Here is a 25,491-nt window from a genome sequence, read left to right on the forward strand (position 1 = left end):
TTCAACCCGCTGATACCAGTTTATTCACAGATGAGCTGGCGGAGCCGATACCCTTGCAGACAAGGGAAACCTGAGTGACGTCATTGTAGACATCGCGCAGGCCAGCAACCATCGCTTCGAAATCCTTCCCCCCTTGCGGAGCACTTGGCGTCTGTACTCCTGCTGCTCGGGCCTGCAGAGGGAGCTGCGCCGCCGGCCCAGGCAGGGCGCCCGTCACAAGGGTCACCTGGCTGCCGAGCACGGGAGGCGCGACTGCATTATGCTGATGCATCGAAGAAAGCGTTTGAAGCACGCGATCGCCCAGCGGGTTCGCCTGCGTTACAGCCCGCTGAACCTCCAAGGCCGGACGAACTGGCGCCACCCTAGCCGTCGCGGAGGAGGCATCGTTTTTGACCGAGCTCGCCGCCTGCACAAGACTGCGCTGAAACTGCGCCTGGTCGCCGAGCGCTGCCGCCGACCCGACCTTGGACAGACCGTCGGTTAGATTGGTGGAGATCGATGTGACGCCCAACATCATGCAAGGACTCATTTGTTCTCTTTGAGATGTGATGAGTCTAACCCGCCCATCACCCGTTATCGGATCAACAGCATAGAGAGTCGAACTGACGACAAGCTGACGAATTGACCATGGGCAGCGTCTTTTAATCGCCACGTTCGGCGCCTAAGTTAGAATGCGAATTTCAACCTTATGTTCTTCGGGACGAGATGCCGGGAATGCTTGTGAATCCATGATCCTGCACATTTTTAAGAAAGTCCTCTGTGTCGTTTTTGTTGTCTCCACCGGAAACCATTTGGCGCACAGTGCTACTCTGTCACTGCCCTCGACACCCTACAGGTATGCGGTTCTGGATCAGGAACTCGCTGCCGCGTTGCAGGAATTCGGCAACAACCTCAAAATCAAAATCAGCATCAGCGGCGAGGTGAAGGGGCGGATTCGCGGACGCATGCCGGATTTGCCACCGCGCGCGTTCCTCGACCGCTTGACCGATCTCTACAATCTCCAATGGTACTTCGATGGGGTCGAACTTTACGTATCATCTGCAAATGAAGCGCAAACTCGCCTGCTTGTGCTGACCCCGATCCGCTTCGATGCGCTCAAGGCAGCTCTAGATGCGCTCAACATCTCCGATGAACGCTATGTCGTGAGACCGGCGCCGGGAAATGCTCTCGTCATGGTTTCCGGTCCACCACGCTTCGTCGCGCTTGTGGAGCAGACGTTCAACGCTCTTGTGGCGCAGGCGCAGGCGCAGCCACAGGCCGCCGCCGTCGAGAAGCCGCCGCAGGAATCGGTACTGCTGTTGTTTCGCGGCTCCTCCGCCACGGTCATTCGCGATGGACGGCAGGAAGGCCCCTATTCTTCCCTGCCGCGTCAGGACGACATCGTGCGCGAGCCTGAGCCAGCCCAGAAATAACATTGAGAATACGGGCGCTGCGCCCCGCCTCTGCCCAGGAACACAAGTGGGTGTGCGGCGCCCGCGCCCTCAGCATGGATTGACGTTCTTTCTATCTTGTTTGCGCAAGAGATCGGCTTGTGCACAAAACGACATTCGCTCGCTGATTGGTTTGGCGACCTTCCGCTCCGGGTTTTGCAGCAGTGTCCGGTCGGCATCAATCAAGCGGACCCAAGGTCCCCATTCCGGGCCGATCGACACTCCTGAGAGAGAGGAGGTCTCCAGCATTGCCTGGTTGTTCGACCGCCTCTCGCTGACGCGCTGTCGATAGCGGATGGGCGAGGCGATGGCATCACAGAATACACCACGGCCTCCGGGGGCAATATCGCCGGCGATGCTGATTGTGACTCCTTTTGAAAGTCGTCAGCTTGTCGAAAGCTAACCCGCCTAACATGAGTCTCCAGACGGCACTGCCGCCTTTGGCTGTAGTGGGAACAACCGTCGTGCAAGTGACGAGCGGAGCAGTCAAGACCGTGGCTGGTGGCATTTAGGTGGCCGACCGGCGCTGGGACTTGTCACCGTTCGCCGTGAACAGTGGCCCCACATGATGCACATGTGGCGGTTTTCAATCCTGCATCTGGGGATACGCAATGTCGCTCAGCAATCTTTCGCTATACGCTAACTCGAATCTGCCTCAGTCCGCGCAGGGCTTGTCGTTCCGGGGACCTTCTGCGCCAACGCCCGACCAGACCCAACAAAGCGCAACTTCGACCTTTGAGGCGATGTTGTCGACTTGCTTGCAGGAAGACAAAAATGCCCCCCTCGCGCAGCGAGATCTGGTGCCGCCGGATCTGAACACGGTGATGGAACAATTGCAGAAGCACCCTTTGGATCTGCTGTCACCGCAGATGAGGGAGTCAATCAAAGCACTGGATGAGGCCTCGCAGCCCTCCGCAATCGCAGCGCCAGCGCCAGCGCCCGTGCCGACCTCGCCAGTGCCAAGCTCGAGGATCACGTGGAACGGCGGCACGCTGACCGAGACCGAGTTGCAGATCGTAGCAGTGCTGAACCGTCACAAGGACCAATGCCCGCTCAGTTGGCAGTCGCTGGCGGATAAAGCCAACGATCCCACTACGCCGCCTGATTTGAAGGCAGCGATCGAAGGACTGCAGCAGGACCCAGAGCTCTTTTATGCGATCGGCTCCCAGGGCGATGGTCGCTGCGGCGGTAAGATCGCGGCGAAGGATTTGTCGGGCTTCTCGGAGCATCACTCACAAGTTGGCGAATTCCAGGGCCGGCAGGCACAAAGCTATGAGCAAAACTACATCCCATCCGACGGCACTGGAAATGGGCAGCCGCAGGTCATGACCGCGAGCGACGCCATGCGCGAGCTTTACCGATATTCCGACTATCTGCCCAAGAACCTGAGCCTGGCGGATTTCAAGCAGATCGTCGAGGGCGACGCCAAAACCGGCAAATGTCCGCCCCAGGTCATCGCGGCGGCGCAGTACTTCGTCAATCACCCGGATGCGTGGAGGCAGTTGTACGGCGGCGCGATAGATAAGGTTCACAAAGAGGACTTCCTACAAGTCGCTTCAGCTGCGATGAGCCTCACGAAACCCGAGTTGGATGCGCTTGACACAGTTAACAAGAATCAGAGTGCCTTCTTTGGCAGCGGCGACTTGACTCGCGAAAAGCTTGCCAGCATGGCCGACGACAAGAGCCTGAACGCGAGTGTACGGAAAGCAGCTTCGCAGCTGCTTTCAGATCCGCTATTGTTCAGTTTGCTAAACAATTCGATCACGGGCTACAAGACCCACCATGGGTTCTTCGACTTCGGCGGCGGACATACGGTCGATTCCGGGAATATAAGCAACAACGACTTCAGGCATTTCTACAACAACATGTCGGCAGCCAACAGCACCGTTCAGAACGCGAAGACCCATGTTCCCAAAACCGCTGCGGAGCAGGATGCCGTCGCGGACATGATGATGGGCGTGGCGGACCAGCCCAATATCAAGTCTGCCAAGAAGAACGGCGGGGCCTTCATGCACGCAGCCGATAGTGTGCTCAAGGTGGGCTCGGAAGTGCTTGACTGGGGTGCGACAGCGGTGGGGCTGCTGAGCTTCGTTCCAGTCTTGGGTGAGTTGGCAGATGTCGTGTCAATGGGGCTTGAGACGGAGTCGCAAGCCGCAAATCTTCTGCATACGGCCATTAGTGGAGGCAATATGAAGCTGGCGCTGGCAGAAGCCGGCATCAGTCTCGGGGGGCAGGCGCTAAGCTTTGTCGCCGGCCCCGAGGTGAAACTCGCTATTCGCAATGGGCTCGTGAAGAAGGCCCTGGAAGAGGCGTTCACGGCTGGCGTCAATATGCCGATTTCGGTGGCGCAATCCTATGCAGAGGGCTATTTGAGCAACATAAAGGCACGCCTTGAGGCCGGTCCCGTGCAAGGCGTAGGCGCTCCAACCCAATACGACACAACGGCGCGGTCTCAAAACGTCGCTTGACAGGAGACTTGCCCCGACCCAGCGGCCGTGTAAGCCTTGCAGTCACAGCACCCGTTGACCTGATAGAGCGCGTTGCGGCGCAACACCAGAAACGCCGCACGCACGCTGGGAATGCGTGCTGAGAGCGAATGGCGGCAATAGCCGCTGGCGAACTCCACGGCAAGCCCGGCTATGGCTGTCGGTCGTATACTGACGGCCTCAATGCGCCGTCATACGATCTTGCCGGGAACAAGTTGCCGAAAGACTGATGAGGTTTGACTGGCGACCCAAGCCTTTCTCCATAGAACGGAAGACAACATGCATTGGGGTCTTAAGCGGTCGGACTGGGAATGCGCGGCAGTGTCTCGGCCAGGCCCCGCCAGTCGCCGCGCTCGCATTCGCCTTCCTTACGCGTCCCGAAGAACTGGATGATCATTTTGCCATCGGCGCCATAGGCTTCGAGCGACGTGACGTGACCGTCCCTGGTCGGCTTGCGCACGGCCCAGACCTCACGGATGTGGTGGGTGCCGAGATGCAGGCGGAAGGTCTCGTCGAGCACATTGATCCACGGCCCGATCGGTTTGACCGACTTGATCGGGCCGGAATGGATCTGGATGCAGCCACGATTGCCCACAAAGCACATGATCGGAAGCTCGTCTTCGACCGCGTGTTGAAACATGGTGCCGACGGCATCCTTATCGAGCAGCCAAGCGTAATCCTCGCCGACCATACGCATTGCCTGGCAGCGGCGGAGCTTCAGTGTCTTCAACATGTCGTAGAACTGATGCACGTCGGTCAGCTGGCTCCAGTGGTCGCGTAAATCCTCGATCGTGGCGGATTGGTCGCGAACCTCTGCGTCATCGTCGGCACCGGTCGCCTTGACTGAGACGATCGGCGCCTGGCTCGAGGATTCCAGCTTGGCCACCAGCTTCTGATAAGCATAGAGGTTTGAGGCGGGCCTGAGATGCACCTTGTGCACCGCTTGGCCTGTGGCATCAAAGAATTGCAGGCTGCGGCAGATGTCGTCGCCATCGCGCTTCTCGACGGCAAAGCCATAGGCCCACACTTTCGGAAAGATGCGCAGGTCGATGTCGTCGCCGAGTACCATGGCATGCTGGTTGCCGGTGACCACCTTGTCGTAGACGCCTACCTTTTCGTGCACGACACTTTCGTTGCGGGTCAGCGCCATCACCTCGCCGACCGTTTCGAGGCCGGTCAGCAGATCATTGACGCGCGGCTCGATGCGCACCGCGCTGGAACCGCAATGCGCCGCGACCAATTCGGCTTCCGAAATGCCCAATTTGGTGGCGAGATCGTGCTCGCGTATTTTCGGATTGTCTTCTCGCGCCCGCCGGATTTCGTCCGGTGACGGTTTCTCGCGCTGGTCCATGTATTACCTCTGCTTCCACCTACTTGTTGAGGATCAGCTGCGCTGCCAGGCGATCAGCCGAGCGCGCGCCGTGATGCTCGATGCGGCTCTCGTGCTCGCCCATGACAGTGTGTTCCTGGACAGCGTGCGCATCGCCGTCAGGACCGGCTCGAAACCGGGCGTTGCGCCTGAGTGGTGTGCCGCGGATCCCGCGAGCGGAGAGCGGATCTGACCCAGACCTGACACGTTGGTTTCCTCCTTCGTTCCATCGATCGCGGGCACGCGCGACTGATGATCGGTCTCCAGTTCTTGTCGTCTCCGCCAATTGGACGCCTCAAAAGTCGTGCCAATGTCGCCGAAGCAAGTTCAGAAGGGTTCTTCTGCACACCAGTCAATGGTTTACGCGAGAGTTCAGCAGGAACTCAGACCGAACACCCTTGTGGCGGGCTCGACAAACCGGACAGTTACGTGTCGGTTGCCGGACATCTTCCCAGCAATGGCGCACAAGAGGATAGCAGTTTTAGAGAGATTACGTCTGAGTTGAAACGGTTTTTGCCTTTGGCACGGTCCATGCAACGTGAGCCGCAAACACGTCACGGACCGAGGAGAAATCGAGCCATGATAACGCTCACGGACAACGCTGTTGCCGCCGTCAAGACCGCTCTTTCCAGCGCCAGCGAGCCGGCGGAAGGCTTTCGCATCATGGTCCAGACCGGCGGCTGCGCCGGCTTCAAGTACCTGATGGGCCTGGAGAGCGTCCCGCGCGAGGGCGACGCGATCACCGAGACAGATGGGGTCAAGGTGTTCGTGGACGCAGGCTCCCAACCCCATGTCGCCGGCATGACCGTCGACTTCATCACCGGTCTCGAAACTTCCGGCTTTGTCTTCGACAACCCCAACGCGCGGGAGACGTGCGGCTGCGGCAAGTCCTTCGGTTGATCGCCAATGAGAAGGAGTAGCGCCACGTTGACGTTGGACTATCGCAATAGGGTCCAGGAACACTTCTTCAGCCCGAAGAATGCCGGCCTGGAAACAGTCAATGCCGACAGTGAGGTCGGCGCCATCGCCTGCGGCGCCGCGATCGCCTCCTCGTCGGCGCTTACCCAGCCCATCATCGGCAAAGGCAAAACTATCGACGTAGGGATGATAGGGCGGGCCGTCCGTATCAATGGCCTCGCCACAATCGATCAGGTCACTCATCACACCAAGGCTGCCCGCGGCAGGCGCTCATGCTGCGAAGCCATCGAGCACGTGCTTGTGGGGGTCCATGAAGCGATAGCCGCAGACGGACACTCGGCGGCAGACGAGGCTTATATGGCCAGTGCAAGAGATGTCCCCGTCATCAAGGACAAGACATGTCGAAGCTGATTTCGGGACCGCCAATCGCTTCCGGCAGAATGCAGAGAACGTCGGCGCCCGGAACGATTCAGTTCGTGGCGGGACGCGAACTGCTGGCCACCAAACCGCGCCCCTGGAGCAAATTCGGCTTATCGAAATCGCTGTCGTGGGCGGCTCCTTGCCCGCGGGTGGACGGCGGCGGCCTACGAACTTGGCCATGTCGACGGCAACCAGGTCTACGTCAAACTGTGGGGCGCCTGAGCCGGTTGCCAGTTTGGGCCCATCACCATCAACGGCATGCGCCAGAGGCTCAATGAGGCGACCGGCCTCGCGCTTGGCGTCATTGCGGGTCAACTGAGGATCGCACCTATGAGGCCTATTTATCTCGATAACAACGCAACGACCCGGGTCGATCCTGAGGTCGTGCAAGCGATGCTGCCGTTTTTTACGGATCAATTCGGCAACCCTTCGTCGGCGCACGCTTTTGGCGCCTCAGTCGGCGCGGCGGTGAAAAAGGCGCGGCGGCAGTTGCAGGCGCTGATCGGCGCGGCGTTCGACGATGAGATCACCTTCACCTCGGGTGGGACAGAAAGCGACAATACCGCGATTCTTTCGGCGCTCGAGGCGATGCCCAACTCAACCGAGATCGTGACTTCCGCGGTCGAGCATCCCGCCGTGCTGAAGCTGTGCGCGCATCTTGAGAAGACCCGCCGCGTCAAGGTGCACAGGATCCCGGTGGATCGCCTTGGCCGGCTCGACCTCGACGCCTATATAGCCGCCCTCACCCCCCACGTGGCGATCGTCTCGATAATGTGGGCGAACAACGAGACTGGTGTGATCTTCCCCGTGGCCAAGCTTGCTGAGTTGGCCAAGGAAGTCGGCGCCCTTTTCCATACCGATGCCGTGCAGGCGGTCGGCAAGCTCCCGATGGATATCAAGTCGACCGCAATCGACATGCTGTCGTTCTCCGGCCACAAGCTGCACGGCCCGAAAGGGATCGGCGCACTTTACGTAAAACGTGGTGTGCCCTTCCGCTCGCTGATCAAGGGTGGTCACCAAGAGCACGGCCGGCGTGCTGGCACCGAGAACACGCCCGGCATAGTCGGGCTCGGCAAGGCGACCGAACTCGCCATGAAATTCATGGACGACATGACCACACGGGTCAAGTCGCTCCGCGACCGCCTGGAAGGCGGGATTCTCCAGCGCATCCCAGATACCTGTGTCACTGGCGACCCGCTGGAGCGGCTGCCAAACACCGCAAACATCTCCTTCGAACATGTCGAAGGTGATGGAATCCCGCTTCTTCTCAGCCGCGTGGGCATCGCCTGTTCCTCCGGATCCGCCTGCAGCTCCGGCTCGCTGGAACCGAGCCATGTGCTGAGTGCAATGAAAACGCCACACCAGGCGGTCCGCTTCTCCTTCGCACGCGACAACGGTGAAGCGGACGTCGACCGGGTGCTCGAGGTCATGCCGGCAATCTTGGCGAAACTGCGTAGCGCTCCCGGTAGCGCGCCCGGCAGGCGAAGTGCTGAAGACGTTCAATCCGATTCATGCCTGAGCCGCAGCAGAACAGGCTGCCATTCATGAACCGTCATGTCTTTCTCAACGATACCACCTTGCGCGACGGCGAGCAGGCGCCCGGCGTCGCCTTTACGAAGGCGGAAAAGCTGGAGCTCGCCGAGGCTCTTGCAGCTGCGGGCGTCCCAGAGATCGAGATCGGAACGCCGGTCATGGGCGCCGACGAGATCGACACAATTCGCGCCGCGGTCGCGCGGCGTCTCCCGGTTCGGCTCACGGCCTGGTGCCGGATGACGTCGCAGGATCTCGACGCAGCGGTCGAGAGCGGCATCGGTGCCGTCAATCTGTCGCTGCCGGCATCGGACATCCAACTTGCCGCCAGGCTCGGCCTCGACCAAGCAAGAGCGCTGCAGATCATCGATCATATGGTTAAGCGTGCCGCCGCTGCCGGCTTCTTCGTCGCGGTGGGATGCGAGGATGCCTCGCGGGCCGATCGGGATCATCTGGCCCGCGTCATCGAGGCGGCTGCGCACGCCGGCGCAAGCCGTGTCAGACTGGCCGACACGGTCGGCGTTCTCGACCCCTTTTCGACCTTCGAACTTGTCGCCCAGCTGGTGGCGCGCTCTCCAATCGACCTCGAGTTTCATGCGCACAACGATCTCGGTCTCGCTGCCGCCAACACGCTGGCCGCGATCCGCGCAGGCGCACGCCACGCCTCCGTCACCATCCTCGGGCTCGGCGAGCGTGCGGGCAATGCCGCGCTGGAAGAAGTGGCTGCCGCGATGGCCGTCCTCGACGGCGCGGATACCGGCATTGAGCTGACCGCATTGCCCGACCTCGCCGCCCAGGTGGCCTGGGCCGCCGGCCGGCAGACCGCAGCCACTAAGCCAGTCGTCGGCGCCGATGTTTTCTCTCACGAATCCGGCATTCATGTCGCAGGGCTGCTGAAGGACTCGCGTACCTATCAAGGGCTCGATCCGGCTCTCGTCGGCCGCTGCCGTCGTATCGTCATCGGCAAGCATTCCGGCGCCACCGCGATTGCCCATGTGCTGAGCGAAAGCGGTCGTGATCTCGACCCGGATCTGGCAGCCGCGATGGTGGCCCGCGTCCGCCGCAAGGCGGCCGAGATCAAATCGACCGTCAGTGCAACTCAACTGGTCGAGCTCTACGATACGATGTGCAGCGAGCCATGCTTCGCCGATCTCGCGGGTCCAGGCCAGCCGTGCGGCGAACGCACCGACACCACAGTTTTCCGACCAGGGGAAATGCAATGAATTGTTCCGCTGACAGCTCTCCCATCGATGTCACCGACATCCTCGCGCGACTGAGAGGCCTGTCGGCTGCGGAGGAATTCTTCGCCATCCTTGGCGTCTCCTATGACCCGAAGGTGCTGGATGTCTCTCGCCTCCATATCATGAAGCGCGTGGGCCAATATCTTGCCGAACAAGATCTGTCCGGCTTGTGCGATCAGGTGATCGCCGCGCGGGTGCGCGCCACACTCGAACGTGCCTACGAAGACTTCGCGATTTCCTCGCCGCTCTCACACCGGGTCTTCAAGGTGCTCAAAGACCACGACCCGAACAAACCTGCCACGCCGGGCCGAACCTTCGTCCCGTTCGACGCCGTGCTGAAGCGGTTCGAAGAAGAATGAACACGACATGTTTGCGACGCGACAATGTCGAGAAGCCGACAAATCACGAATGCGCCCCTCGACAGGCCATCCGAATTTCCAGGGTTGGGAGCGCGCAAAGCAGTTGGCACGGATGATGCTTTCAAGGAGGTGAACTGCCAGGCCCGCATCGGGACAGAAGCCCAGAGAGACCGCCAATGCACATCGTGATCTGCATCAAGCAGGTGCCGGACTCGGCACAGATACGGGTCCATCCGGTGACGAACACGATTATGCGCCAGGGTGTCCCAACCATCATTAACCCTTACGACCTGTTCGCGCTCGAAGAGGCACTGCGACTGCGCGACGCTTATGATGGCGAGGTCACTGTGCTCACCATGGGCCCGCCCATGGCAGAGGACGCGCTGCGCAAGGCGCTCGGCTACGGCGCCGACCGCGCGGTACTCTTGACCGACCGCTATTTTGCAGGCTCCGACACGCTGGCGACGTCCTACGCGCTCTCCCAGGCAATCGCGAAGGTTGGCGAGACGTTCGGCACGCCAGACATCGTCTTCACTGGCAAGCAGACGATCGATGGCGATACCGCCCAGGTCGGGCCCGGCATCGCCAAGCGCCTCGATCTCCTGCAACTTACCTATGTCGCGAAGATCGCCTCCCTTGATCTTGATCAGCGCGAGATCAAGGTCGAGCGCCGCTCTGAAGGCGGCACGCAGATGCTGAAGAGCAGGCTACCTTGCCTCATCACCATGCTGGAAGGCACCAACGAGATCCGCCGGGGTTCGCTCGTGGACGCCCTGTGCGCCGCGCGCAGCCAGGTCTTGAAATGGAGCGCGGCCGACGCCGGCATTGATGACCTCACCAGATGCGGCCTGCGCGGCTCGCCCACGGTCGTCAAGCGCGTTTTCGCCCCTGCTACACGAGCGGAAAAGGCGGCGCAAATCGACACCACCGAAAAGGCGCTACGCGATATCGCTGACGAACTCATTGCCGCAATCTTCACCCGCCAGCCGGCGCTGGAACATGAGCTCGCCTTCAACGGCGGCGCGTGACGGCAAGGAGCAGACGATGTCGACCGTAAACCGAGAAACCCCTCGCCCTGCCGCCGGCCGTGCCGGCATAAAGAAGGAGCTGCCTGCTCATTTCAAGGACTACCGCCACGTTTGGGTCTTCATCGAACTCGAACGTGGCCAGGTCCATCCCGTATCATTCGAATTGCTCGGCGAAGGCCGAAAGCTCGCCGACAAGCTTGGCGTCGAGCTTGCCGGAGTCGTGATAGGACCGCCGGGAGAAGCCACCCGGCCTGCCGTAGCCGATGCCTTCGCTTATGGCGCCGACCTTGTCTACATCGTCGAGGCGCCGCTGCTTGCCGACTATCGCAACGAGCCGTTCACCAAGGCGATGACGGATCTGGTCGTTACCCACAAACCCGAGATCCTTCTTCTCGGCGCGACCACACTCGGCAGGGATCTCGCCGGCTCCGTGGCCACGACCTTGCTCACAGGGCTCACGGCCGATTGCACCGAACTCGATGTGGATACCGATGGATCGCTCGCCGCGACCCGTCCGACTTTCGGCGGCTCCTTGTTGTGCACGATCTATACGCTCAACTACCGGCCGCAGATGGCGACTGTGCGACCGAGGGTCATGCCCATGCCGCAGCGGACGGACAGGCCGGCCGGGCGTGTCATCCGGCACAAGCTGTCGGTCCCCGAGGACGAGATCGTGACCAAAGTCCTCGGCTTCCTGCCGGATAGCCAGTCGGCAAACGCAAACCTTGCCTATGCCGACGTCGTGGTTGCGGGAGGTCTTGGTCTAGGCTCGGCGGAGAACCTGCAGCTTGTGAAGAACCTCGCGCGAGCAATCGGGGCCGAGCACGGCTGTTCGCGCCCGTTGGTCCAGAAGGGCTGGATGTCGGCGGATCGGCAGATCGGCCAAACTGGCAAGACCATCCGGCCGAAACTTTATATAGCGGCCGGGATTTCCGGCGCCATCCAGCACCGGGTTGGCGTCGAGGGGGCGGATCTCATCGTGGCCATCAACACCGACCCCAACGCGCCGATTTTCGATTTCGCCCACCTCGGGATCGTCACCGACGCGATCCGCTTCCTGCCCGCACTAACTGAAGCCTTCACCCGGCGGCTGTCGCCCCACAATCGCGATAAGCTTGCGAGCTAGCGAGATGGACATGATCGCGGAAAAATTCGACGCCATTGTTATTGGAGCCGGCATGTCCGGAAATGCAGCTGCGTACACCATGGCAAGCCACGGCCTGAAGGTGCTGCAGTTTGAGCGGGGTGAATATCCGGGCTCCAAGAATGTCCAGGGTGCCATCATGTACGCGAACATGCTGGAGAAGATCATCCCGGATTTCCGGGACGATGCGCCTCTCGAGCGGCATTTGGTTGAACAGCGGCTTTGGGTGATGGACGACACGTCCCACACCGGGATGCACTATCGGTCGGAGGACTTCAACGAGGCAAAGCCCAACCGCTATACGATCATTCGTGCTCAGTTCGACAAATGGTTTTCGCGTAAGGTGCGCGCGGCCGGCGCGACAGTCCTATGCGAGACGACTGTGACGGAACTTGTCCGTGATGCCAAGGACAAGGTGGTCGGCGTCCGCACGGACCGGGCCGGCGGCGCGATCTTCGCGGACGTTGTCATTCTCGCAGAAGGTGTCTCGGGGCTGCTTGGCACGCGGGCCGGGCTTCGCGAGATGCCGAAGCCACAAAGCGTAGCGCTCGCCGTCAAGGAAATGCATTTCCTGCCCGAAGATGTCATTGAGCAGCGGTTTGGCCTCAAGGGCGGAGAAGGTTGCGTAATCGAGGCTGTCGGCACGATCTCCCGCGGCATGGCCGGGCTTGGCTTCCTTTACACCAACAAGGAGTCGATCTCACTGGGCATCGGCTGCCTCGTTTCGGATTTCGCCGCGACGATGCAGAGCCCATACGCCCTCCTCGATGCGCTGAAAGACCATCCTTCGATCCGGCCGCTGATCGCCGGCTCGGAGGTGAAAGAATATGCCGCGCATCTCATTCCCGAAGGTGGCTACAAGGCGATTCCGCAGCTCTTTGGCGACGGTTGGGTCGTGATCGGCGATGCCGCGCAATTGAATAACGCCGTTCACCGCGAGGGTTCAAACCTCGCCATGACCTCCGGCCGCATCGCGGCTGAAGCAATCGTCCAGGTCAAGCGCCGCAATGGTCCAATGACCAAGCAGAACCTTGTCCTTTATAAGACCATGCTGAACAAGTCCTTCGTGGTCAAGGACCTGAAGAAATACAAGGATATGCCGGCCCTGCTCCACACCAATTCCCGAAATTTCTTCACGACCTACCCGCAGTTGATGTCGCAGGCGGCCCAGAACTTCATGCGGGTCGACGGCACCCCGAAAATCGAGAAGGAAAAGGCGACCGCTGCTGCCATGATCAAGGCGCGTTCGCGCTGGGGGTTGGTGAGCGACGCGGTCCGCCTGGCGCTCGCCTGGCGTTAAAGGAGGGACGAGAGATGACGGTCGCGGTGACGTTGCGCGTCGAGGAGAAGCTCTACCAGAACCGCTACCTGGTCGATTCGGGGCGCCCGCATATCAAAGTGCGACCGCACGAGCGGCCAAGCGCTAACCTGCTCGGGTTGACCCGCGTCTGCCCGGCCCAATGTTATGAGTTGAACGACCAGGGCCAAGTGGAGATCACCGCCGACGGCTGCATGGAGTGCGGCACCTGCCGGGTCCTGTGCGAGGCCAGTGGTGAGATCGAGTGGAATTATCCGCGCGGTGGCTTCGGTATCCTCTTCAAGTTCGGATGACCCGCGCACGCACGCGCCATTTCGGGCGCGTGCCGATAGCCACCTGCGATTGCCGCGGCTCCAGCCTAACAAGCTTCTCGCAACCAGTTTGCAATTGCAATTCAACTGGGGGTCGTCAATACTGAATCGAAACACAAAAAGCCGCTTCGGGGAGAAGCACGCTGCACAACCCCTGAGGTGTCTCCATGACTCAAATATTGCGCGATCGGGTGGATGAAATAGGCCTTCGGACGAACCGGTCGCCTGGCAAAACCATGCACGAGGCGGATATCTCGCTCAAGGGAATCTACGCGATATCCAAGAGCCTGACCGCCCCTACCCGGCTGGAGATCACGCTCTCCAATGTGGTGAATATTCTCTCCTCGTTTGTGCAGATGCGTCATGGTGCAATAGTCGTCCTGGGCGCTGAAGGAGAGGCGGAGATTACCGCAACTGCCGGCAACGACCACACACGTCAATCAGGCCTGTGCCGCGTCATACCTCAGGGCGTCGTAGACCAAATCGTCGCTGCGGGGACGCCGCTTGTCATCCAGGATGTCAGCAAGTCCGAACTCTTTCAGGCTGACCTTAAAACGTTTTCGAGCGGCGGCACCGTCCCGGTTAGCTTTATCGGAGTCCCGATTAAGGCTGAGGATAAAATCCTTGGGACATTGTCGATCGACCGTGTCGGGGACGGCACCACCAGCGTGCGCTGCGACGAAGACTTACGCTTCCTGATCATGGTCGCCAACCTTGTCGGCCGGACCATCCGCCTGCACCGCATCCTGAACCCAGATGGTCAGCGGCTTAAAGAGGAGCAACGCAGACCGGAAAAATCGCTCGGCGAGCAGAGGACCAACCCCGCCCGGCATTCGCATGTCAAAATCGGCGGGATCATCGGGGAAAGTCCAGCACTCAAGCAGGTGCTCGAAACCGTCTCGGTCGTCGCGAGGACTAATTCCACCGTGCTTCTTCGAGGTGAAAGTGGCACCGGCAAGGAATTCTTTGCACAGGCCATCCATGAGCTTTCACCTCGCAGCAAGAAGGCTTTCGTCAAACTGAACTGCGCCGCACTGCCTGAAAGCGTTCTGGAATCGGAGTTGTTTGGGCATGAAAAGGGCGCCTTCACCGGGGCTATCTCGCAGCGCGCCGGTCGTTTCGAATTGGCGAATGGCGGAACCCTGCTGCTTGACGAAATCGGCGAGATTTCGCCTGCCTTTCAAGCCAAGCTGTTGCGCGTCTTGCAGGAAGGCGAACTGGAGCGAGTCGGCGGCACCAGGACGCTAACGGTCGATGTCCGGCTCATATGCGCCACCAATAAGGACCTCGAGGCGGCAGTCGTGAAGGGAGAGTTCAGGGCCGACCTTTACTACCGCATCAATGTGGTGCCAATCATGCTGCCTCCGCTGCGAGAGCGACCCGGCGATATTCGACGCCTTGCGAAAGCCTTCCTCCAACGCTTCAACAGGGAGAACCACCGCGACCTCGACTTCGCACCCTCGGCGCTCGACCTGATCTCGCAATGCTACTTCCCAGGTAACGTGCGTGAGTTGGAAAACTGTGTGCGAAGGACGGCCACGCTTGCGCGTTCAACGACGGTCGCCACGTCGGATTTCGCCTGCCAGAATAGCCAGTGCCTTTCTTCACGCCTCTGGAAAGGGGCAGACCTTCCGCCCGGCAGCAATGCCCGCGAAGAGCTCGCTCGGGGCAACCGCATGCCGGTCGCATTGCCGCCGTTGCCGTCCACGCGCATCGGCGGCCCCGAAGGCGAGGTACTGCCCGTCCAGGCCTGCGATCCGAACGATCCTGCTTACCCCGCAGCCGGCCCGCGTCTGGCGGACCGCGACCGGCTGATCGATGCGATGGAGAAGTCCGGCTGGGTTCAGGCCAAGGCGGCTCGTATCCTTGGCCTCACGCCGCGGCAGGTTGGCTATGCTCTGCGCCGGTACCGTATCGAGGTGAAGAAGTTCTAACGTGCCGATGACGTCAAACGTCAAGCTGGCGTTGTTGCCCCCTCTTCCGTGCGTGGGATGCGGTGCCGCGATCCAATTTGCCTGTCCATGTCGGAAGCCTGACAAAAATGTGTCGGAACAAACGGCCAGAATCGGAAACGAATACCTAACACATTGAACGAATCGCGCTTTTCAAGTTGGCGCAGCTCTTGCAGTTGAATGGGGACGTTCGCCCTGGCATGGAGCCGTTTGATGTCCGCACCGACGATTTCGCTTGAGGGCCTGGCCAGCACGAAATCCTTCGACCAATTGCTGGCGACTGCGAAATCCGGTGGCTGCGCATCTTCATCTTGCGGCTTGTCCGCAAAGACGGACGACATGGACCCGGCTATCTGGGAGAAGATCAAGGACCATCCGTGCTATTCAGAAGAAGCCCACCATTATTTCGCGCGCATGCATGTGGCGGTCGCGCCGGCCTGCAATATCCAGTGCAACTACTGCAATCGCAAATATGACTGCGCCAATGAAAGCCGGCCTGGGGTCGTCTCGGAAAGGCTGACCCCAGACCAGGCGCTACGTAAGGTGATCGCGGTCGCCAGCGAAGTGCCGCAGCTTTCCGTGCTCGGCATCGCCGGACCGGGCGATGCCTGCTACGACTGGAAGAAAACAAAAGCAACGTTCGAGCGAGTTGCCAGGGAAATCCCCGACATCAAACTATGTATCTCCACCAATGGGCTCGCGCTGCCGGACCATGTTGGCGAGCTTGCCGACATGAATGTCGATCATGTGACAATCACCATCAACATGATCGACCCAGAGGTCGGCGCAAAGATCTATCCCTGGATCTTTTACGACCACCGCCGGTACACCGGCGTCGAAGCTGCCCGGATCCTGCACCAGCGGCAGATGTTAGGCCTGGAGATGCTGACCGCGCGCGGCATCCTTACCAAGATCAATTCGGTGATGATTCCCACCGTCAACGACGAGCACCTGATCGAGGTCAATAGATGGGTCAAGGAGCGCGGCGCGTTCCTGCACAACGTCATGCCGCTGATTTCCGACCCGGCGCATGGCACGCACTTCGGTCTGACCGGGCAGCGCGGTCCAGAGGCGGTGGAATTGAAAGCGCTTCAGGATAGTCTAGGAGGTGGCGCCAAGCTGATGCGCCATTGCCGGCAGTGCCGGGCCGATGCGGTCGGCCTGCTTGGCGAGGATCGTGGCCAGGAGTTCACGCTCGACAAGCTTCCCGACGAAGTTATCTACGACGCCGGCAAGCGCGAGGCCTATCGAGAGGTGGTCGCGTGCGAGCGCGGCGATCATGTGGCAGCCAAGAGTCAAGCGGTCGCGATCGTCAAGGCAGCGGACTCCGGCAAATCGCTCCTTGTCGCCGTGGCGACCAAGGGCGGCGGGCGCGTCAACGAACACTTCGGCCACTCGAAGGAATTCCAGGTTTATGAGGCCTCGCCGAGAGGGATCAGTTTCATCGGGCATCGCAAGGTCGAGCAATATTGCCTCGGCGGCCGGGGCGCGGACGCCACCCTCGATGGCGTTATCGCTGCGCTGGAACGCATCGACATCGTGCTGTGCGCCAAGATCGGAGATTGCCCCAAGGATCGGCTCGCGGAAGCTGGAATCCGGGCAACGGACGTTTATGGCTATGACTACATCGAGACCGCGATCAGCGCGCTTTACGCTGCCGAATTTGGGGTCGAACCAATGGCGGCGACGGCCTGAGCCGTCTCGTTCCAACCGAACCAGGAGTTGAGAAATGGCCTTCAAGATCCTCGCATCACAATGCACGCAATGCGGTGCCTGCGAGTTCGAATGTCCCTCGGGCGCGATCAAGTTCAAGGGCGAGGCCTACGTGATCGATCCTAAGGAATGCACCGAATGCAAGGAGGCCTTCGATACCCAGCAATGCGCCTCGGTATGCCCGGTACCGAAGACCTGCGTTCCCGCCTGACCTCCAATCGGGCTAGCGACACGGGTCGCGGTCACCTCCCGAGGAGGCCTCTACCTCTTTATTGACAACCTGCAGCCGTGACGAAGGAAAGGAACAGGCATGGGCCTTGGACGCGAACAGGAGGTCGAGATCCGCAAACCTCCGCGATTGATGCCGGGGGAGCGGGTCCGTGCCACACGCCACATAAGGAATGACGGCACCTATCCTGGTCGCCAGATCGGCGAAAACCTCGTGCGGAAGGGCGACGAAGGCTATGTGCGCGACATCGGCACCTTTCTCCAGCAGTTCTACATCTATGCGGTCGAATGGGTCGATCGCGGCACCGTCGTTGGCATGCGCGCCCACGAATTGATGAGCCTCGACCAATCCGGGAATCCTTGCGGTGCCGAATTCACTGCTGGCCCTAATAAAGGAACTGCCCGATGAAGGTAATGATCCGCAGGACCGGCGCCGGGCTGTCGGCGTATGTTCCCAAGAAGGATCTCGAAGAGCCCATCGTCAAGGTCGAGAATGAAGACTTGTGGGGCGGGTGCGTAACGCTCAGGAACGGCTGGCGGCTCGTCCTGCCCGAACTTCCGCGGGATACACGTCTGCCGATCACCGTCGAGGCAAGGAAGATCTCCGACAAGGACTGATGCTGCAGGCTGGCAACATGACAACGCCAACCGGAGACGAGCATGAACATGATCTCGGCCTTGAACCATCTCTTCATCATTCGCGACAGTCATGCCTCAAAGCAGCTTGATCTGCTGAAGAAGGCGCTATACGCCGATCAGATCATCCCCTATCTTGGTCCGGGTCTACTCCGGCTCAAGACCGTGGAACCATCCGTACCGCATACGCCGGAAACCGTCGCCGCAGCCCTCAACGCGCGAGCGCCAGCGCCTTCCAAGATCCGCACCAATATGTGGTCGGTCGCCCAATTCATCGAACAGCGCCGGCATCGCCGGACGCTTCAGGCTTGGATGGCTGAGATATTCGCAGGGCCGGTTGCGCCGACTGTTTTCCACGCCTGGCTTGCAACGCTGCCGCTCTCCCTCATCGTCGACAGCTGGTACGACGGCGCCATGCGCGCAGCCCTCGCAGAGACCGGCCGAACGGATGTCATCGAGATTCAAGGCGTCACGCGGGCGGACGCAATCACCGACATTTGGACAAGAACCTACGACTTGGGCGGGAGGGAACTCCAACCCGGATCAGCGGCAACGACGGTTCTCTATACGCCACACGGCAGCATCAGGCCCGCCGCGAATTTCCTCGTCGCAGATTCCGACTATGTCGAGACCCTAACCGAAATCGATATCCAGACGCCTATCCCACAAGTCATGAAGGAACGGCGCACCAACAGAGGTTTCCTCTTCTTCGGCTGTCGCTTCGACGATCAGATGCTGCGCACTTACGCCCGGCAAATCATGAAGCGCTCCCAAGGCCCGCACTTTGCGGTAATCGATTCGGCAACGCTGACCAAAAACGAACGCCGTTTCCTTGCAGCAAATGCAATCACGGTCATAGACATGCCGGCAGGCGAAGCCGCGGCTCGGCTTGCCGCAGCACGCGTCTAGAAGATGATGGCGGGCCATGTATCGCAACGGCCTTTGATCGTGGTCCGGCTCACCGCCCACCCCCGGCCGGACCTGAGTCCGAAATATACGCTTGAGCAGTGAGGCTAGTGGCGGCGTGATGAAGGGCCGGAATTCGCCCGGGCATGTAGAGGCGGCGGGTTGGGGCCGGGGCTTGAACACGATACTGCGCATTACGCGCATGAATTTGCGGCACCCGTGGCAGGTCGCCGTTGCAATTGGCTCGACACTCGTGGCGGTAACCCTCCAATTGCTCATCCCCCAGCTTATCGGCTGGGCCGTCGACCACACCCAGACAGCCATCGGTGGGGGTATTGCCGGCGCGGCAGCGGATGAGGCGCTCCGAACCTCAGCTCTCCTGCTGCTTGCCGTCAGTGTGCTGCGAGGCCTTTTCACACTGGCTCAGAACTATTTTGCCGAGGCGGTAGGACATCACATCGCGTACGAACTGCGGCTTGCCTACTACGAAAAGATCCAGCGCCTTAGCTTTTCCTTTCACGACCAGGCGCATTCAGGCGATCTGATTACCATCGGCATGCTCGATCTCGAAGGCGTGCGAATGTATTTTTCCACCGCTCTGGTTCGCGCCGTCCTGCTCATCATGCTGATCGGGATCGGCGCCTGCATGCTGATATCCACCGACCTGGCGCTTGGTCTCCTCACGCTGAGCTTCGTGCCGTTCGTCGGATGGCGCTCATCGGTCACTCAGCTCAAGCTGCGCCACACCTGGCTCGACCTGCAGGATCGGCTTTCGGTTCTGGGCCGCGTAATGGAAGAAAATCTTGGCGGCATTCGCGTCGTGCGCGCCTTTGCGGCGCAGCCTTACGAGATGCTGAAGTTCGACCACGCCTCGAAGAAAGCGCTTGGTCTCGCCCATGACCGTGTCGATATCCGCGTACGCAACACCTCGGCGATGACTTTCTCCTTCCTTTTTGCCATGGCTCTGGTCCTCTGGATTGGCGGCAACAAAGTTATCGCTGGCGAGACTAGCGTCGGGACGCTTACGATGTTCCTGACCTTCATGATGATCCTGCAAATGCCGGTCCGCCAGATCGGCTTCATGGTCAACGCCTTCGCCCACGCTTCGACTTGCGGTTCCCGCCTATTCGGGCTCCTCGACCTAGATATCGCGATCAAGGACGCACCGGGCGCGAGACCGCTTGAGGTCAGCCAAGGGACCTTACGCTTCGACAATGTTTCATTCGCGTATAACGGCATCGAGAACCGCCCAATTCTGAAGAATATAAGTTTCGAGGCCCGCAAGGGCCAGACGATCGCGATCGTTGGCCCCCCGGGCTCCGGCAAGTCGACGATGGCTCATTTGATCCCCCGTTTTTACGATGTCACTGGCGGCACCATCACGCTCGACAGCCAGGACGTCCGCGAGGTCACCCTTGCCACGCTTCGCAGGGCGGTCGCGGTCGTGCAGCAGGATGCCTTCCTGTTCAGCACGACGATCGAGAACAATGTTGCCTATGGCGATCCCTGGGCCGAGGAACAGCGGATCGAGCGCGCGAGCGAGTCTGCTCAGCTTCACAATTACATTCTCGGCCTGCCGACCAGCTACAAAACAGTCGTGGGCGAGCGCGGCGTCTCCCTTTCGGGCGGCCAGCGCCAGCGCCTGACGATCGCCCGCACGATGATGCTGCGCCCGTCCGTCATCGTTTTTGACGACTCGACGGCGGCAATCGATGCAGCCACCGAACAGCGCATTCGCAGCGCCATGCGACGCTTTGCCAAGGATCGCGTGACCATCATCATCGCCCACCGCCTGAGTTCGCTCATGCATGCCGACAACATCCTGTTTATCGAGAATGGAGAGATCGTCGAGCGTGGCACTCACCAAGAGCTTCTGGCGAAGGACGGACGCTACAAGGCCCTTTACGATCTTCAAGTGCCCCCGGGCGATGACATGCTGCCCAAACAAGAGGGAGGGAGTTGATGGCCCACGCCGGCGAAGTCGAGACGGAACGCAACGATATCCGCGACGACGGCCGGCGCCCTCCGCGTGCGGTCGTCGGGTCCCATCGCGTCGAAGAGGAGTTGTTCGGACGGGCCTTTGACAAAAACGTTGTCCGACGCATTTGGGCATTCGTCCGGCCCTACCGCACCAAGATGATGATCTCGCTAGCCGCAATGTTTGTCTTCACCGGGACGCAGCTTCTCATCCCGCTGATCATCCGCTATGCGATCGACAATGGGATGTCCCCGGGAAGTGGCGATCGCTCAGCCCTGCTTGCAGCCGCCTGCTTCTTCCTTCTTGCCATTTGGGTCAATTCCACGGCCAGCTACACGCAAGAGACGGTGATCGGCAAGATGGCCGAGAATGTTCTCTTCGATATACGCCGCGCCATGTTCGGCCATCTGCAGAAGGTCTCACTTTCCTTCATGGACAAGACGGAGGTCGGACGCCTGATGTCTCGTCTGCAGGGCGACATCAATTCCATGCAGGAATTCCTCGAAACGTCCTTGTTCTCGCTGGGCGACGTTGCCCTTCTCTTCGGCATCGTCTTGGTCATGCTGTGGCTCGACCTTCGGTTAGGCCTCCTTACGCTTTCGGTCCTGCCGGTTCTCTTCATAGTGCGCATCTTCTGGCTGCCGCGCGCCCGCGATGCCTTCATGGCCGCGCACGAGACCAACTCTGTCGCCAATGGCGCGCTGGCAGAGGCCATTCAGGGCGTGCGCGCAGTGCAGTCCATGGACCGCCAGCAGGTCAACTTCAGCCTCTACGATGATAAGGCCGATGCGAATCTCAAGACGCATCTGACGGCTGCCAAATATGCGCAGGTCATGGTGCCGATCGTCGATAGCCTGACGGGCGTTGCCATGGCCGTCGTCGTGATGGTCGGCGGTGCGATGGTCATGAGTGGCGGCATCGACGCGGGTGTGATGGTTGCCTTCCTCTTCTACATCCAGCGCTTCTTCGATCCGATCCGCTCGCTCACTCTGCAATATTCGATCATGCAGCGCGCGATGGCCTCCGGAAAGCGTCTGACCGACGTGCTCGACGTCAAGATTGACATCCAGGACAAGCGGAATGCCAAGGTGCTTTCGCCCGACATGGACGGCTCGGTGGAGTTCAGGAACGTTACTTTCGGCTACGACCGCAAGCATCCGGTATTGAAGAACGTGTCCTTTCGGGTCAATCCCGGCGAGACCGTCGCCCTCGTCGGCCCGACCGGTTCGGGCAAATCCAGCGCGATGGCGCTTGTCCACCGCTTCTATGAGGTCCAGCAGGGTCAAGTGCTGATCGGTGGACACGACGTGCGCGATCTCACCCAGGAATCGCTCGGCCGTCATATCGCCATGGTGCTTCAGGAGCCGTTCCTTTTCACCGGCACGGTCTTCGAGAACATCCGCTACCACAAGACCGACGCCAGGCGCGAAGAGGTGATCGAGGCCGCCAAAGCGGTCGGCGCGCACGACTTCATCGTGAACCTTCCTGGTGGATACGAGGCCGATGTAAGCGAACGCGGCGGCAATCTTTCGCTCGGCCAGCGCCAGCTTATCAGCTTTGCCCGCGCGCTCGTTGCAAACGCCAAGATCCTTATACTTGACGAGGCAACCGCTAATATCGACAGCTATACGGAGAAGCTCATCCAGAAGGCACTGATCAGGCTTCTCAAAGGCCGCACGGGCCTGGTCATCGCCCATCGGCTTGCCACAGTCCGAGGCGCCGACCGCCTCATCGTTCTCCAAAATGGCCAAGTCGTCGAGACCGGCAAGCACGACCGGTTGATCGCCATGGGCGGGCTCTATTCCAAACTCTACAACCTCAACCACGCCTCGTTCGACGACATCCCCGATGAGGAACTCGATACCTCAGCCCAAACCGGCGCAAAGACCTGATTTCTGACCAGCAATCGTCTGCGGCTTGCCGCTGCGAAATGGTTGGCTTGGCGGCTGGTTTGCGAGCTCAACGAGGTTTGTGCGATTGTTGGTAGCAAAATGGATCTCATTCGTGTTTTGGTTTGATGCAAATCAGCATCCGGCGCTGCCCTGGGACGGCATAGCATCTAACTGCCTGCTACCTGCAGACGAAAGCACACCTTTGTGCGGCCAATTTTCATTTCCAGGCCAATCAGCGATTTAACAGGCCGCGCTACTGCGACCTTCCCGGCGGGCGTCTGTATCGTTAGTTGGCCAGCTATGTCTCGGCAAGCTGATGGCCAGACAAGGCGGCTTCCAACTTTACGCGGTCCAATTCGCCCTCCCAGCGAGCGACGACGAGGGATGCCACCGCGTTGCCGACGATATTCGTGAGGGCCCGGCACTCGGACATGAAACGGTCGATGCCGAGGATCAGGGCCATACCGGCCACCGGCACGGAAGGTACGACGGAGAGCGTCGCGGCCAACGTGACGAAGCCGGCGCCTGTGACCCCTGCAGCGCCCTTCGAAGAGAGCATCGCCACAAGGAGCAGCAGGATCTGGTCGCCGATCGACAGATCCGTATTCGTCGCCTGCGCGATGAAGAGGGCTGCCAGCGTCATGTAGATATTGGTGCCGTCCAGATTGAAGGAGTATCCGGTCGGAATGACGAGGCCCACGACCGAACGCGTGGCGCCGGCCTTCTCCATCTTCTCCATGAGCGAGGGTAGCGCGGCCTCTGAAGAGGACGTTGCGAGGACAAGCAGCAGCTCTTCCTTGATGTAGCCGATGAGAGCAACGATCGAGAAGCCGTTGTAACGGCAGACCGCGCCGAGGATGACGAACACGAAGAGGAAGGCGGTGAAATAGAACGTCCCGACCAGCATCGCCAGGTTCACGACCGAGCCGATGCCATATTTGCCGATGGTGAAGGCCATCGCGCCGAAAGCGCCGATCGGGGCAGCCTTCATCAGAATGCCGACGAGCTTGAAGATGGGCGCGATGAGCGCCTGAAGGAAGGAAACGACAGGCTTGCCCGCCTCACCGGCCATCGCCAGCGCGATGCCGAAGAGAACCGAGAAGAACAGCACCTGCAGGATGTCGCCTTGCGCAAACGCGCCGACGATCGTCGACGGAATGATGTTCATCAGGAAGTCCGTCACGGACTGCTCGTGGGCCTTTGCGGCGTAACTGTTCACGGACTGCAGGTCGAGCGAGGCAGGATCGATATTGAGGCCGGCGCCGGGCTGAACGACATTGGCCACGATGAGGCCGACGATCAGTGCGAGCGTCGAGAAACTCAGGAAGTAGACCATGGTCTTGCCGGCGACCCGGCCGACCTTGTGAAGATCGTTCATGCCGGCAATGCCGGTTGCAATTGTCAGGAAGATGACAGGCGCGATGATCATCTTGACGAGCTTGATGAAGGCATCGCCCAGCGGCTTCAGGCTCTCGCCGATCCCCGGACAGAAATAGCCAGTAGCGACGCCGAGGGCGATGGCGACAAGCACCTGCACATAAAGCTGGGCGTAGAGAGGCTTGCGAGGCGCGCGAGGCGCGCTGCGGACTGGTGGAGCTAGCATTTTTCTCTCCCTGACCGGATCTGGGCGGGTTTCGGACCGTCCCGGGCTTCTCCCAAGCAGCGCTCCGGCCGAACGCGGCTGCCACCTTGGGCGCAAGAGCCATGCCAGACCAAATGTTGCGGTTCTCAGGTGTCCAGTGCAGGCCGAACTAACGGCTTTCCTGGCGGAATCTCGCACCAGGCTTCGTCAACGGCCGGCCTGGAGAATACGGTGGCAGAAGATGGCATCGACGAGATCCAGCACGCCCCATGATGCTTCTCGCCAAATCGTCCGTCGGTCGATCTCTCTGGATTGCGATGCTCGGCCCTTAAGGCTTGTCTTCTTGCGACAGGTTGCATGCGCGCGCCAGAAGCAAAGCAGGTCCTATGCGACCGTGTCGTTGCCGCGTCGCCGCCGATACTTTGAAAAGGTACGTCAAGAGACTGATTCCGCCGGTCGCAGCAAGCGACGTGCGGTTCAACAGGTATTTCGGAGTTCGGCCACTGCCAAGGAAGCCGCACTTGATGACACGCTTCGTGCCATCGGGAGCGACGCCCCGCTCTTCTGTTATCAAGCTAGAGAGCGCTGAGTGATCGAGATCGCGAAGCATCTCAACCTGACCCGGCGTCGCAACCCACCGCGGTTGGCTGCACGCCCAAAGGCCTCAGCCTCAGTCACGGCCCAGGGTGAAGCGCCGATTGGGTGCACGAAGCGGCCGCGCGTTCAGGGGGAAGAGCGAGGTAAATCGCTTGATGTCTACAGCGTCGACCTCGACCGGATCCATTGCCAACATCCACTCGACGTTCTCGGTGCAGGGCGTCGTCGTCAATGATCCCTCACAGGTCCAGTAGCCGAGCGAGGCCGGCAAAAGCCCATTGGGATCGACCTCGTCGAGCGCCATCTCATCGCCTGGCCGCGCAGTTCAAGTGAATAGATGCCAAGATCCCCTAGCTTGGTGTCGGCTGTAACATCGTGCCGGTGTCCGAGTAAGCTTTCAGCTTTGGGATGATCTCGGTTGCCGTCCGATCGCTCGCTGCCCTTGCCCGAAAG

Annotated in this window: 24 protein-coding genes and 1 pseudogene; 20 read left to right on the plus strand and 5 right to left on the minus strand. The window is 60.4% G+C overall.

Annotated features, from left to right (window positions below):
• Window position 1 precedes the first annotated feature (1 nt).
• On the minus strand, window positions 2–517 hold the full coding sequence (locus tag OHD58_RS25835) for a nodulation protein NolB (protein ID WP_263806551.1): 516 nt from the start codon (window positions 515–517) through the stop codon (window positions 2–4).
• 211 nt (window positions 518–728) lie between these two features.
• Here OHD58_RS25835 and OHD58_RS25840 point away from each other — a divergent pair, with 211 nt between their 5' ends.
• Both OHD58_RS25840 and OHD58_RS25845 read left to right on the plus strand, forming a co-directional pair.
• A complete protein-coding gene (locus tag OHD58_RS25840) occupies window positions 729–1,412 on the plus strand; it encodes a secretin N-terminal domain-containing protein (RefSeq protein ID WP_263806552.1) in 684 nt (227 codons plus the stop codon).
• 629 nt (window positions 1,413–2,041) lie between these two features.
• The gene (locus OHD58_RS25845; RefSeq protein ID WP_318528296.1) at window positions 2,042–3,898 is read left to right on the plus strand and encodes an HrpF/NolX family T3SS translocon protein; all 1,857 of its coding nucleotides are present in this window, start codon (window positions 2,042–2,044) and stop codon (window positions 3,896–3,898) included.
• A gap of 310 nt (window positions 3,899–4,208) precedes the next feature.
• Here the strand turns inward: OHD58_RS25845 and OHD58_RS25850 are convergent, their stop codons facing one another.
• Entirely contained in the window at window positions 4,209–5,267 is a 1,059-nt protein-coding gene (locus OHD58_RS25850; RefSeq protein WP_006205101.1) for a hemin-degrading factor, read from the minus strand.
• Here OHD58_RS25850 and OHD58_RS25855 point away from each other — a divergent pair.
• The 11 genes from OHD58_RS25855 (at window position 5,266) to nifA (ending at window position 15,488) form a co-directional block, all read left to right on the plus strand.
• Window positions 5,266–5,478 (plus strand): hypothetical protein, encoded by a 213-nt coding sequence (locus OHD58_RS25855; protein WP_263806553.1) that lies wholly within the window; start codon window positions 5,266–5,268, stop codon window positions 5,476–5,478. The genes OHD58_RS25850 and OHD58_RS25855 overlap by 2 nt on opposite strands.
• 386 nt (window positions 5,479–5,864) lie before the next feature.
• Complete coding sequence (locus OHD58_RS25860) at window positions 5,865–6,185, plus strand: iron-sulfur cluster assembly accessory protein (RefSeq protein ID WP_263806554.1); 321 nt, start codon at window positions 5,865–5,867, stop codon at window positions 6,183–6,185.
• A gap of 27 nt (window positions 6,186–6,212) precedes the next feature.
• Window positions 6,213–6,614, plus strand: a complete 402-nt coding sequence (locus OHD58_RS25865) for a hypothetical protein (protein WP_263806555.1) — start codon at window positions 6,213–6,215, stop codon at window positions 6,612–6,614.
• A gap of 339 nt (window positions 6,615–6,953) precedes the next feature.
• On the plus strand, window positions 6,954–8,171 hold the full coding sequence (nifS, locus tag OHD58_RS25870; protein ID WP_263806613.1) for a cysteine desulfurase NifS: 1,218 nt from the start codon (window positions 6,954–6,956) through the stop codon (window positions 8,169–8,171).
• Entirely contained in the window at window positions 8,168–9,376 is a 1,209-nt protein-coding gene (gene nifV, locus OHD58_RS25875; RefSeq protein WP_263806556.1) for a homocitrate synthase, read from the plus strand. The genes nifS and nifV overlap by 4 nt, the downstream gene beginning before the upstream one ends.
• Window positions 9,373–9,753, plus strand: a complete 381-nt coding sequence (gene nifW / locus OHD58_RS25880) for a nitrogenase stabilizing/protective protein NifW (protein ID WP_263806557.1) — start codon at window positions 9,373–9,375, stop codon at window positions 9,751–9,753. Before nifV ends, nifW begins: the two co-directional genes overlap by 4 nt.
• A 176-nt stretch (window positions 9,754–9,929) precedes the next feature.
• Window positions 9,930–10,781, plus strand: coding sequence for an electron transfer flavoprotein subunit beta/FixA family protein (locus OHD58_RS25885; RefSeq protein WP_263790860.1), 852 nt, complete (start codon window positions 9,930–9,932; stop codon window positions 10,779–10,781).
• Between the two features lie 16 nt (window positions 10,782–10,797).
• Window positions 10,798–11,907 carry an electron transfer flavoprotein subunit alpha/FixB family protein gene (locus OHD58_RS25890; RefSeq protein ID WP_263806614.1) on the plus strand — a complete coding sequence of 370 codons (1,110 nt, stop codon included), beginning with the start codon at window positions 10,798–10,800 and terminating at the stop codon, window positions 11,905–11,907.
• A gap of 10 nt (window positions 11,908–11,917) precedes the next feature.
• Window positions 11,918–13,225 carry an FAD-dependent oxidoreductase gene (locus OHD58_RS25895; protein ID WP_263806558.1) on the plus strand — a complete coding sequence of 436 codons (1,308 nt, stop codon included), beginning with the start codon at window positions 11,918–11,920 and terminating at the stop codon, window positions 13,223–13,225.
• 14 nt (window positions 13,226–13,239) lie between these two features.
• Complete coding sequence (locus OHD58_RS25900) at window positions 13,240–13,536, plus strand: ferredoxin family protein (protein WP_263790856.1); 297 nt, start codon at window positions 13,240–13,242, stop codon at window positions 13,534–13,536.
• Between the two features lie 185 nt (window positions 13,537–13,721).
• Entirely contained in the window at window positions 13,722–15,488 is a 1,767-nt protein-coding gene (gene nifA, locus OHD58_RS25905; protein ID WP_412177296.1) for a nif-specific transcriptional activator NifA, read from the plus strand.
• A gap of 20 nt (window positions 15,489–15,508) precedes the next feature.
• On the opposite strand, the gene OHD58_RS25910 is transcribed toward nifA, so the two are convergent.
• Window positions 15,509–15,874, minus strand: a complete 366-nt coding sequence (locus OHD58_RS25910; RefSeq protein WP_263806623.1) for a hypothetical protein — start codon at window positions 15,872–15,874, stop codon at window positions 15,509–15,511.
• Here OHD58_RS25910 and nifB point away from each other — a divergent pair.
• The 7 genes from nifB to OHD58_RS25945 all read left to right on the plus strand — a co-directional run bounded on the left by nifB (window position 15,777) and on the right by OHD58_RS25945 (window position 22,859).
• Window positions 15,777–17,201, plus strand: a complete 1,425-nt coding sequence (gene nifB, locus OHD58_RS25915) for a nitrogenase cofactor biosynthesis protein NifB (protein ID WP_263806615.1) — start codon at window positions 15,777–15,779, stop codon at window positions 17,199–17,201. The genes OHD58_RS25910 and nifB overlap by 98 nt on opposite strands.
• Window positions 17,202–17,235: 34 nt before the next feature.
• Complete coding sequence (locus OHD58_RS25920; protein WP_006205089.1) at window positions 17,236–17,430, plus strand: 4Fe-4S dicluster domain-containing protein; 195 nt, start codon at window positions 17,236–17,238, stop codon at window positions 17,428–17,430.
• Window positions 17,431–17,529: 99 nt separating this feature from the next.
• Window positions 17,530–17,856, plus strand: a complete 327-nt coding sequence (locus OHD58_RS25925) for a nitrogen fixation protein NifZ (RefSeq protein WP_006205088.1) — start codon at window positions 17,530–17,532, stop codon at window positions 17,854–17,856.
• The gene (gene nifT / locus OHD58_RS25930) at window positions 17,853–18,065 is read left to right on the plus strand and encodes a putative nitrogen fixation protein NifT (RefSeq protein WP_006205087.1); all 213 of its coding nucleotides are present in this window, start codon (window positions 17,853–17,855) and stop codon (window positions 18,063–18,065) included. The genes OHD58_RS25925 and nifT overlap by 4 nt, the downstream gene beginning before the upstream one ends.
• Window positions 18,066–18,107: 42 nt before the next feature.
• Entirely contained in the window at window positions 18,108–18,992 is an 885-nt protein-coding gene (locus OHD58_RS25935) for an SIR2 family NAD-dependent protein deacylase (RefSeq protein WP_263806560.1), read from the plus strand.
• Window positions 18,993–19,110: 118 nt separating this feature from the next.
• Window positions 19,111–20,952 carry an ABC transporter ATP-binding protein gene (locus OHD58_RS25940; RefSeq protein WP_065518386.1) on the plus strand — a complete coding sequence of 614 codons (1,842 nt, stop codon included), beginning with the start codon at window positions 19,111–19,113 and terminating at the stop codon, window positions 20,950–20,952.
• The gene (locus OHD58_RS25945) at window positions 20,952–22,859 is read left to right on the plus strand and encodes an ABC transporter ATP-binding protein (protein WP_006205084.1); all 1,908 of its coding nucleotides are present in this window, start codon (window positions 20,952–20,954) and stop codon (window positions 22,857–22,859) included. Before OHD58_RS25940 ends, OHD58_RS25945 begins: the two co-directional genes overlap by 1 nt.
• 298 nt (window positions 22,860–23,157) lie before the next feature.
• Here OHD58_RS25945 and OHD58_RS25950 read toward each other — a convergent pair whose 3' ends face one another.
• Window positions 23,158–24,462: a dicarboxylate/amino acid:cation symporter gene (locus OHD58_RS25950; protein ID WP_263806561.1), complete on the minus strand. Its 1,305-nt coding sequence runs from the start codon at window positions 24,460–24,462 to the stop codon at window positions 23,158–23,160.
• A 649-nt stretch (window positions 24,463–25,111) separates the two neighbouring features.
• Window positions 25,112–25,357, minus strand: a pseudogene (locus OHD58_RS25955) (carbonic anhydrase family protein); the annotation flags it as partial.
• Between the last annotated feature and the right edge of the window lie 134 nt (window positions 25,358–25,491).

The organism is Mesorhizobium sp. ZC-5 (genome assembly GCF_025753855.1).
GTDB lineage: Bacteria > Pseudomonadota > Alphaproteobacteria > Rhizobiales > Rhizobiaceae > Neomesorhizobium.